This is a genomic window from Psychrobacter sp. AOP3-A1-26, from assembly GCF_052378235.1.
Lineage (GTDB): Bacteria > Pseudomonadota > Gammaproteobacteria > Pseudomonadales > Moraxellaceae > Psychrobacter.
Genome location: NZ_JBQSXN010000099.1, coordinates 1 through 10,645, shown reverse-complemented (window position 1 = coordinate 10,645; position 10,645 = coordinate 1). Strand labels below are relative to the sequence as shown.

Genomic DNA, 10,645 nt, shown 5'->3' with positions numbered 1-10,645 from the left:
CAATTGCTTTAAGCCCCTTTACCAAATCTGCCATTAAATCCTTATCTCCCTGTCTGCTCAAAAAATCTAGCAGATTATCAGCCGTATATTCTTTCAAACCATCCACTGAATCATTTTCTAAAGCGTCCACAAGAAAAGCACCCAGTAGTATTTTTTGCCGTGTTAGCTTCTTATCTAACTTCTGCTTCTCCCTATTTATTTTAAGCTCAAGTTCATTAATCTTCTGCTGCTCTTTCAAATCATTACCACCAAGTAAGCTCATAACCCTATCCTAAATTATCAATTCTTTACTCACCTGACTATAGCAACTTCGCCAGTATCTAACAACAGTTCATGATATAGTTAATTGACGGATGGTTGAGTCCCACTGACTAAGTGCGAGTTTTCGACTTCACAAATGTTTATTACCTACGGCAATACATTTATGAAGTCAAAACATCGGCAGGGGTAAGACCCCCACACCCCCAACATTGCAAAAAGACGCAATGTTAAAAACCTGAAAACAGAGCTTGTAGAAATGGCTATTTTTATCGCATCGACCAAATCAGTATCTCGCAGTAACGGACAAAGTGCCGTTGCCAGTATGAGATATCAAGCAAGGATAGAACTAGAGGATAAGCGCTATGGTAAGACCCATGATTATTCAAAAAAGCATGGCGTGATGAGCGCGGATATTATTTTGCCGTCAGCGTTGACTGCTGCCAACGCTAAAATTTCACGCAGTGATTTATGAAACAAAGCGAAGGCTGCCGAGAAGCGAGTCGATGCGCGTGTTGCTGGTTAATCTACCACATGAATTAAGCGCAGAAGATCGCAAAACAATCGTGCATCAGTTCGCCTAGACGCTTGCAGACAAATATGGCGCTATTAATCGACTAACTGATAAAGAAATTAGGCGGTAGTAGCGGTGACGTTAAACAAATGAATAGAGATATTATTTCATCATTTATTTATATCGAAGCCTTAGATGCCTATATTTCAGACGATAGCCGATCTAATGAAGTTAAGGAAGTCGCTAAAGAGCATCTAGCAGATACTATTAGTAAAACGTGTTATTAGCTTAAACATGCGCTTTCTGACATTCACAGACTATCTTCAAATGAGCGTGAGAAGCACACAGATGCGCTTAGAGCGTCTTTAAGCGCTTCTACTGAAGGATATAGCTCTGAGTTGTCTAAAGACCAAAATACGGCAATATAGAGCTGTATAAGCTCGTTTAATTACAATCAAGATAGAGCTGTTACCAAAAGGGGTGGTTTAAGTCGTTAATTTCTTTTATCCAATCTTGATAAATTACCTAGCTTTTTTCAGCAATATTTTTTTAATCCTTTTAATCCTTTTAATCCTTTTAATCCTTTTAAAGAGTTTTAAAGAGTTTTAAAGAGTTTTCCGCCCTCTGTAAGCACCGTGATATATAGCTTTCAACCTCTATATGTCTACAAATCCAAGGTTTAATGTCTACAAATCCAAGGTTTAATGTCTACAAATCCAAGGTTTAATGTCTACAAATCCAAGGTATTTACCTACATAGGTGTGATAGTATGTAGCTAAATAGTTTTTAGGACATGTGCTGATGAAAAAACCTCAAGATATGGTTGTTAAAAGTAATACGCTAATTGAAGCCAGTTACTCACTCACAGTTCAAGAGATAAGGCTGCTTGATATAGCTTTGGCTGACTTAGCAACTTATGACGAATGTGAAAAAGACCTTTTGACGATGCACGAGTTCGTGCATATAAGGGCTGATGAATACGCAAAGATATATGATGTTGATATGAAAACAGCTTATACAGCACTTAGAGAAGCAAGCGAAAACCTATTTACTAGATACTTTACTTACAGTGTGCAAAGTGAGAAGTTCCCGACTCACCAAGAGCATAGAAAAGCACGTTGGGTTTGGAATATAGCTTATGTAGAAGGTCAGGGCTTGGTCAAGTTAGCGTTTACGCCTGATTTAATAAAGCTAGCAGGGAAATTAAAAGGCGATTTTTCACGTTATCATTTGAAGCAAAAAGCACCGCTAACAAGCGTCTACGCGCATCGATTGTACGAAATGATGATGCAGTGGCGAAAGTCTAAAACAGTTCCTTCAGTCTCATACAACGAGCTAAGGCACAGGTTTGATATTGATGATAAAGAATATAAAAGAATAGCGAACTTTAAAGCTAGAGCATTAGACCCAGCCATCAAGCAAATTAACGAGCATACAGACATAATCGTCAGCTATGAGCAGTACAAGGAAGGTCGAAAAGTTGCGGGCTTCATCTTTAAATTTAATTTTAAAGACAAGCAAAAAGAACCGATCAAAACTACCATTAAAGACATTGATAAAACCGTCAGCGACGATAAGCCAGATACTACCAAGCGCGCACCTAAAGCTATACCAACCATGACTGACAAGCAAAGAAACACATTTGCCAATAAGCTGTTAAATAACTTTGATTTTATCCGTGATTATAGTTCTCAAACGATTGGAAAGAGCAGGGAAGAGCTGCTGATATGGGTTGAGCAAGGGTTAACAGACGATGAAACACGTCAAGAGTGGCGCAAATATATATTGATGTCAGGATATGAATTCCCCGATCCACTGAAAAGCTAAAACAGACTGTTATAAGTAGTTTCATTATACCAGTCTGTTTTAAGTAGTCTGTTAATACGTTTTAGGAATGAAGTAGCTGGTTCCTCTAGGGTATACATGGAAAGCTTATAAAATTTTAGAAATCATTTTTTACATTATTAATTAACTAAATCTTACGCTTACCTTGCAAAGATATCATATCAATTACAATCAAGACAACACCAATACATATACCGATAAATATACCAACATCAGCAATATTAAAAATAGGATAATGCCAAACGTTGGCATAATGTACATGGATGAAATCGATGACGTGACCATGCAGTAAGCGATCGATTAAATTACCAATTGCACCGCCCAGTACCAAGGCTAAACCGAGAGAAAGTAGCTTAGTTTTTCGAGCGGCTTTAGGCAGATAAACTATCAAAAATAGCGACATCAATATTGCCATCCCTGAAAAAAACCACTTTTGCCAACCACCGGCATCTGCCAAAAAACTAAACGCTGCGCCATAGTTATAAGCGAGCGTCCAATTTAGAAACGGCTCGATCACAGGTACAGGTTCAAGAAAGGTTAGATTGGTCTCAGCTAACCATTTTGTCCACTGATCAAGTATGATTACAACTAGTGACAATAGATACCAATTAAGCGCAAAGCGACCATTAGCCACCATCTCTGGCTCACGTTTGGCGAGATTTGCGCCCATCGGTAATGACGTATCAGTAATATTTAAGGTGTCTTTATAATCGTGGCTTGGTGTAACTGTACTTTTATCAGTCATAGAAGGCATCTTTTTAAAATGGTAGTGCAAAGTTGAGTTAAAAGGTCAGTCTAAAATCGTATGCAAAGTTCAATATAATACTGGGTTTAACACTTGATAAATTTGATCGCTTATAAGGGATATTGCTTATAGTAAGTAGCTACGTCAATCATAAATATTAACGAGACGAAAACAATATAAAGCAAATACAATATAAATGCCTAAACCAATTTTTTTATAAATTGAATTTTCATGTGTTGACTTAGTATTTTCTAAGTTATCTCTCATTAAATTTATTAACCTTCATCACCTAGCATAAAACTATGGGTTGAACATCTTTTCTCGTGCCGATCCACTCTAATAATTTTTTTACCATAACGTCTGTTGTTAGAATACGTTCGATGCCTATATAGCACACCGATCACGAATAGAATATGTATGGTAGGTACACCATGAAGTACACTGTGACTATTTCAGTGAGTTAAAACGTTGATACCATTAGCCTACAGCTTAAGATTCAAGTCCTCACTAGGGAACCGAACCAGTTAAAGCACCTGATTTGTTCACCGTAGGTATGATTAAATCAGATTCGATAGCTGGGGATTTTTTCTATAAAAATAGCCTTCTACTAGTTTCCCATAATATATAAATAGCAATGAAAAGTAGAATAAGTCCTGAAAATTTACTAATTATATTTGCGATTTTATTATTACTAACTTTTGAGAATATAAAAGAATAAATAGATAAGATACTATAGTCTAGAGCTATCCACACCAACGTCAGAATTAGCATAGACGAATATATGTCGCTTGATACCTCTAAGAATAAAGGGAAGAAAGCAATAAAAAAAATAACATCTTTAGGGTTAGAGATACCTATAAGAAAGCCATCTTTGAAATGGTTTTTCGTAACAAGAACTGAACTTTCCTTTACAGTCTGATCAATATCAATTTTATCTTTTATAATGCCTATAGAAAAATATATAAGATAGAATGCCCCTAAAAAGGATAACCAGAGCATAGCTGTCTCGCTAACTGAAAACACCCCCTGAAGGATAATAAATGATATTGCTATCAAGATTAGTGACGCAGTGTTAGTGCCTGCGACTGTTGCTAACCCCGCTTTGAACCCACTTTTTACGCTTGCACTCACTACAAGTACAGTCACAGGTCCTGGAGTGCCTAGAAATAGAAGAATAGCTAAGAAATAGGCGAACAATAAAGAATAATCTATCATTTAACTAATGCCTTTTTTATTTTTAATGGACATATTTTATTTACAAGTGCTCATCTAAACTAGCATTCAACTCTAAATCATTCTTAGTCTCGACCGTACCACCAAGCCCCTTTACCAAATCTGCCATTAAATCCTTATCAGTCTGTCTGGTCAGGAAATTCAATAGATTGTCAGCCGTATATTCTTTCAAACCATCTACTGAATTATTCTCTAAAGCATCTACCAAAAAAGCACCAAGTAATATTTTTTGCCGTGTTAGCTTCTTATCTAACTTCTGTTTCTCTCTATTTATTTTAAGCTCAAGAGCATTAATCTTCTGCTGTTCTTTTAAATCATTACCACCAAGTAAGCTCATAACTCTTCCTTAAATTATAAAAATTATAGTCTTTCAAACTATAGCAAGTTCGCCAATACCTAACAACAGTTTATGATATAGTTAATTGACAGATGGTTGAGTCCCACTGACTAAGTGCGAGTTTTCGACTTTACAAATGTTTATCCCTATCGGTCACACATTTATAAAATCAAAACATCGGCAGGGGTAAACCCCCACACCCCCAGCACTACGAAAAGACGTCGTGCTAAAAACCAAAAAACTGAGCTTGTAGAAATGGCTATTTTCATCGCATCGACTAAATCAATATCACGAGGCAAGGGACAAAGTGCCGTTGCCAGTGCGAGCTATCGCGCAGGGGTTGAGCTTGAAGATAAGCGCTATGGCAAAACTCATGATTACTCAAAAAAGCATGGCGTGATGAGTGCGGATATTATTTTGCCGACAGCATTGGCTGCTACGGGCGCTGATATTGATCGTAGTGATTTATGGAACAAAGCGGAGTTTGCCGAGAAGCGCAAAGATGCGCGAGTGGCTAGAGAATGGCTAGTCAATCTACCTTATGAATTAAGCGCAGAAGACCGAAAAGAGTTAGCGCATAGCTTCGCCCAAACCCTAGCCGACCGTTACGGCACGATTGCCGATTGCGCCATTCATGAGCCTACTCAAAAAGAGATTGATCGCGGTGCAGATCCGCGCAACTATCACGCCCATATCATGTTTACCACGCGCACCGCAGAGCTTGACGAAAATAATGAAATCACACTAACAGACAAAGCGACTATTGAGCTATCAGACAAAAAGCGGCGTTCACTTAGCATGGAACGCGTGAGCCATGAGATTAAAGACGTTCGCCAACTATGGGAGCAGATCGCCAACGAAAAACTGGCTGAGCACGACCATAAATTGATTGATAGTCGCAGCTATGCCGCGCAAGGGATTGATATTGAACCACAGCTCAAAATGGGATCAGTCGCTACTAAGCTGGAACGTGACAAATACGAGCGAGAACTAAGAAAAGCTGAACAAGCCAAAGCAGAAGGCAAGCATTACGAGATTGATAAAACGCCAGCAACACAGCTTGGCACTATCAACGAAATAATCAACGAGCGTAACGAGCTGGTATGGGGCGTAGCGCTTACGAAAAATCAGATCGTGAATGATGCCGCTGATGCCATTATCTTAAACGGTCATAAAATCAAAGATATTGAACACAGCACATCGCCACCAAGCAGGACAACCGTAGCAGATGAACCCATCAAAAAATCAGAACCAGCACCTGCGCCGAAGCCTAAAGCACCCACACTCGATGCGGTAGCAAAAGCAATGGCAATGGCTCAGGGCATTAAGAGCAAACGCGCAGATGAGCAAAAACAAAAAGAGGTGGCGCTAGAGCAGCAAAGGCAGTGCGAGCTTGCCGAACAACAAAAACGTGAACAAGCCGAACGTGAGCGCGTTGAACAAGCACGAGCCGACAGAGCAAGGCAGCAGCAAGCGATAGCCGAGCAGCTGGAGCGCGAAAGTCAGCAGTTCATGGTAGATAAAAAAGCGCTGTATGCCGCTGTAATGGCACAGTTAGAACAGCATACGCAGAAAGGGATTGATCCAAACAGTAAGACCGGCAAACCCATTTTATCGATTTCAGTCGCTAATGAGATCACACACAGCCTCAATCAGTATATGGATAACCCAGATACCACACAGAGACAGCGCGAGCTTGCGCTAAATGAGCGTACTGCGTTAACGGACTTAGTGAACGACAAATCAACGCAAGCTTTGAGTGAGATTAAAAATCTACACTATACCAGTGATCGTAAAACGCACACAGCAGCTCTACAAGGCGTTTTAAGTGAATTTGTAGACAATCACGGGCAAAGCATCGATAAATCGCAGGAAAAAGCCCTAGAGAGCGCACAAAAAGCCATTTCAGACTACAGTAACGAGATTAACCGCAGCCGCAGCTATGGATTAGGAAGATAAAAAAATGTCAGAGATACCCAACCTTGAAGACTTGCTTACCGCTATTGCAACGCTTACCGAGCATAACACCGAATTGCTCACTCAAAGAGAAGAACAGTATCAAGCGATGGCAGCAAGAGACACAGCTACCGCCAAGCTTGTTAACGAACTAACTGCACAGCTCAAGGACTATCAGGAACGAGAAAATAAAATAAAATCAGCGATTGTTGCTGGTACAGCTAAAGAGGTTCGCTTAGAGGTTGCTGATCTTCTCAATTACTACTCTAACCGGCTAACCCAAGGCGTTGGTGGTCACGTTGAGCAAGCAAATATTCAGCTAGAAAGTACAATAGGTATAGCGAAGACACAGATAACCCAGCTGTCTAAATTATCAACTGAGATGAAAGGAACGTTTGATACTAACTTTAGCAGCTTAAAGCTTTTTTCTGAGAACTTTGAAGAACAAAACAAGAGCTTAGCTAATGACGCAAACATTGTTTTAAACAGTGTTAGAACTCAAGCAAAGAAAGGGGCAGAAAAGTATACAAAGGAGTTATCAGAGGAGTTTGCTAAATCACTGAGCTGGAAGGCTGCTGCTCTAATAGGTGGTATCTGTGCTTGTATATTTGCCCTGACGTTATTTTCTGTTTGGCTTATTGTACCTAGTAAAGCTGAAATAGCTGATCGTCAAGCTGAGTACAACCGTTTAGCAGCAGCTAAAGTGGCTCATAATGTGATTAAAGGTAAAGATGGTTACTATGCAAAAGTTAAAAAGCAATCCTGTTTTTTAGGTTCGGATAATGAACAGTACTGTAAATTTAGATAGATCAAAGCCTTTATCTTTTTAGTTAATAAAAAAGAAAAAAGGTTTTTAATGTTTTTAATGCTTTTAAAAGCTTTTACGTCCGCTACAGGGCTTGCCATTCATAGCTCTTAGACTCCATTCGACTACGTTTAGCGACCCATTCGACTACGTTTAGCGACCCATTCGACTACGTTTAGCGACCCATTCGACTACGTTTAGCGACTATTCGACTACATTGATTGAAAGTTGTAGTTTAATATGTTTATAATGTTTATGGCGTCCCTTAATGAGCAGAAATGATGAGTAAGCTAATTACCAAAGATAATAAATTAATAAATGCGAGTTATTCACTTGGCATACCTGAGCAGCGAGTTATCTTTTTGGCTATTGTTGAAGCTCGAGCGCAAGAACGAATGATTGATGCTAGAGGTGTGCTACAAATTCATGCAAGCAGTTATCAAGAACAATTTAAAGTGGAAAAACATTCAGCATACAAAGCTTTGAAAAGTGCTGCTAATGGCTTGTTTGAGTCTTATTTTGGGTATGATTATATTCACGAAAAGACAGGGAAGCCAGCGCATCGTGTCGTTAGGTGGGCGCAAGCAGTAAGCTACATAGAAACGGCTGGTATGATTGAATTACAGTTCACTGATGCCGTTATTCCACTAATAACAAGACTTAGCGAGCAATATACTGAATATGATTTAAAGCAGGTTAGCGAGTTGCAAAGCGAATATGCAATCAGGCTTTATGAGTTAATGATGCAATGGAAATCAGTTGGCAAAACAAACAAAATACCACTTGCTGAATTCCGTACAAAACTAGGCGTTGAGCCTGAACAGTATAAGAAAATGTGTAACTTCAAAGCTCGAGTGTTAGACCTTGCGATTAGTCAGATAAACGACTTCACCGATGTGACAGCCACATATGAGCAGCATAAATCTGGTAGGGCTGTCACTGGCTTTACATTCAAGTTTAAAATGAAGAAAAACGAAGAAAAAACTACTGCTAATATTGAAAGTGATAACAGCGACAGATCTACTATTGAAGGGCTAAATGACAAGCAACTAGGGCGTATCGCTCGGAACCCTAGCTTTATCGCTGATTATAATCATTTGGTCAGCTCTACTAGCCCAGCTGGACAAAATGCTACTGAATGGGAGTTTGAAATGACTAACCGTCTAAAAAAAGACCCTTCTCAGTTCAAGAAGCGTCCAATTAAAGATTACTTAGAGTATTAAGGCTAATGGTCTGTTATGAGTAGTTCCGCAAATACAGTCTGTTATAAGTGGTCTGTTAATAGGTTTGAAGGGCAAAATAGCTGGTTCCCTTGGGGTATGTTCAAAATCGGAATTTATATTTAGTTAGGAAACGAAATACTCTATGCCAGTATAACCTACCTTAATTGATAGAAATAAGAGAATTAAATAAATAGAATTTCTAAACTTGGTATTACTAACACGACTTCTTAATTTGATACCTATAAATAGAAATAGGATTGAAGCGGTAGTAAGAGTCGTAAGGGTTACTAACTCCTTTGAGCTAAAGGAGAGTATCTGATCTCTTAGCAAAATAACTTGCACTATTTTGCTTAATAAATAGCAAATATTACTCGCTTTCACAATTTCATGTTTGTTATTTGTATTAGAAAACAAGTACATCATAAGAATTGGTGACATAGCATTGGTTGCGCCTCCGACAATACCTGCTACGGAACCAAAAATCATCAAACTAACCGTACCTGTAGGTATTCTTAGACCTTGAATAACGCCTTTATTACTCAAATATCCGTTGATAACGTAATACAGAGTTATCACTGCCATTAAAAGATAAACCACACCAGCTGGTACATATAATAAAAGCTTTACGCCAATGGCACTCCCTATCAATGACGTTAAAGCGAGCAACCAATATTTTTTTGAGTAGTAAGCTATTTCTCCTAATATGCCTCTGGTGTTGTTAGTGAACAGGACTATAAAATTCATGATGAGGCTTGGAAAAGCCATTATCGCAATTGCTTTAGGTAGAGGGAAAATCATCGCCAAAGCGATAGTTCCTATCATTGGAAAGCCCATTCCAGTCAGACCATGTAGCAATGAAGCAACTGCAAATACGATTAGCTGTAAAATATATAATAACGTATCAGGTATACTGTTGATTAGGCTAGCTGAAATCATGTTTGGTTACTCTTGCTCGGATATAGTGCCTATCTGTATCTGCGAATGGCTTTCTGGCATGAAGCCCACGTAAATTGTCAATTATAATTAAATCATCTTCAATAGCTTGAAACTCTTGTGTTTCTTTACTTTCGTTAATTAATGACGTTAAAAAATCTAAAGCCCAGATCATTTCTGAATGATTATTAATTTCATAAGTTGTCATTCCTTTTTGAATACAATCATGTCTAAACCTGATAGTTTGATTATTAATATCTAAAATTTTGGCAAAAATAACAGTTTCATTCTCATCAAACGACTTGGGGGTTTTAAATGGGTAGTTGTTCTCATTTAAGATGTCTAGACATTTCTTACCCTCCTGAGTGCTTTTTAAAGAATTTACAATCGTTTCATAGCTTAAATATAGAGACTCTCCACCCTTATAGGCAGGTTTTACAACATACATAACAAGGTAATCTTCAGGTTGTGAGATAAAAGAAGAATCGCTATGTAAAGGGCATGCACCTGTTTGCTCAGAAAATGTAGTCTGATTTACCTTAATATATTCTTCACCACGGAATTTGATATCCCAAAACTGAGATTCTGTGTCACAGATATTAGAGTTAGTCTTGTGTTGTGTTAAGCTCCCCATTTGCGACAAGAAAAAGGATAAAACAGTTTTTTTATCCATATTTAAGTTTTTCAGTCCTGTATTTCGTAAGACACAATACCCTTTTGTGGATACAACTTCTTTTATTTCTTCTATAAGAGCATTTAATTCTAATTTTTCTAGCTGCTCTTTTTTAGAAAGAAG

11 protein-coding genes are annotated in these 10,645 nt (G+C 38.3%); 5 read left to right on the top strand and 6 right to left on the bottom strand.

All coding sequences use genetic code 11. From position 1 onward, the window contains the following. Positions 1-262, bottom strand: a 262-nt coding sequence (locus tag ACT3TU_RS12550) for a mobilization protein MobS (protein ID WP_444784444.1), incomplete at its 3' end; no start/stop codon positions are given. A gap of 255 nt (positions 263-517) precedes the next feature. On the opposite strand from ACT3TU_RS12550, the gene ACT3TU_RS12545 reads away from it, so the two are divergent. Together ACT3TU_RS12545 and repM (ACT3TU_RS12540) are read left to right on the top strand one after the other, a co-directional pair. Further along, positions 518-733, top strand: coding sequence for a MobA/MobL family protein (locus tag ACT3TU_RS12545; protein ID WP_444525978.1), 216 nt, complete (start codon positions 518-520; stop codon positions 731-733). Between the two features lie 840 nt (positions 734-1,573). Next, entirely contained in the window at positions 1,574-2,599 is a 1,026-nt protein-coding gene (gene repM / locus ACT3TU_RS12540; RefSeq protein ID WP_007115213.1) for a replication initiation protein RepM, read from the top strand. Positions 2,600-2,744: 145 nt separating this feature from the next. Here the strand turns inward: repM (ACT3TU_RS12540) and lspA are convergent, their stop codons facing one another. The 3 genes from lspA to ACT3TU_RS12525 form a co-directional block, all read right to left on the bottom strand. Continuing rightward, positions 2,745-3,371, bottom strand: a complete 627-nt coding sequence (lspA, locus tag ACT3TU_RS12535) for a signal peptidase II (protein ID WP_444784443.1) — start codon at positions 3,369-3,371, stop codon at positions 2,745-2,747. Between the two features lie 579 nt (positions 3,372-3,950). Further along, complete coding sequence (locus ACT3TU_RS12530; RefSeq protein WP_192529719.1) at positions 3,951-4,577, bottom strand: LysE family translocator; 627 nt, start codon at positions 4,575-4,577, stop codon at positions 3,951-3,953. Positions 4,578-4,617: 40 nt separating this feature from the next. Then, on the bottom strand, positions 4,618-4,932 hold the full coding sequence (locus ACT3TU_RS12525) for a mobilization protein MobS (protein WP_444784442.1): 315 nt from the start codon (positions 4,930-4,932) through the stop codon (positions 4,618-4,620). Between the two features lie 255 nt (positions 4,933-5,187). Here ACT3TU_RS12525 and ACT3TU_RS12520 point away from each other — a divergent pair, with 255 nt between their 5' ends. The 3 genes from ACT3TU_RS12520 (at position 5,188) to repM (ACT3TU_RS12510) (ending at position 8,916) form a co-directional block, all read left to right on the top strand. Then, the gene (locus ACT3TU_RS12520; protein WP_444784441.1) at positions 5,188-6,891 is read left to right on the top strand and encodes a MobA/MobL family protein; all 1,704 of its coding nucleotides are present in this window, start codon (positions 5,188-5,190) and stop codon (positions 6,889-6,891) included. A gap of 4 nt (positions 6,892-6,895) precedes the next feature. Beyond that, on the top strand, positions 6,896-7,696 hold the full coding sequence (locus ACT3TU_RS12515) for a hypothetical protein (protein WP_192520454.1): 801 nt from the start codon (positions 6,896-6,898) through the stop codon (positions 7,694-7,696). A 275-nt stretch (positions 7,697-7,971) separates the two neighbouring features. Then, a complete protein-coding gene (gene repM / locus ACT3TU_RS12510) occupies positions 7,972-8,916 on the top strand; it encodes a replication initiation protein RepM (RefSeq protein ID WP_087816257.1) in 945 nt (314 codons plus the stop codon). 123 nt (positions 8,917-9,039) lie between these two features. Here the strand turns inward: repM (ACT3TU_RS12510) and ACT3TU_RS12505 are convergent, their stop codons facing one another. Further along, on the bottom strand, positions 9,040-9,852 hold the full coding sequence (locus tag ACT3TU_RS12505; RefSeq protein WP_443551776.1) for a sulfite exporter TauE/SafE family protein: 813 nt from the start codon (positions 9,850-9,852) through the stop codon (positions 9,040-9,042). Then, a partial coding sequence (locus tag ACT3TU_RS12500) for a TauD/TfdA family dioxygenase (protein WP_444784440.1) occupies positions 9,839-10,645 on the bottom strand: 807 nt, incomplete at its 5' end. The genes ACT3TU_RS12505 and ACT3TU_RS12500, both read right to left, overlap by 14 nt.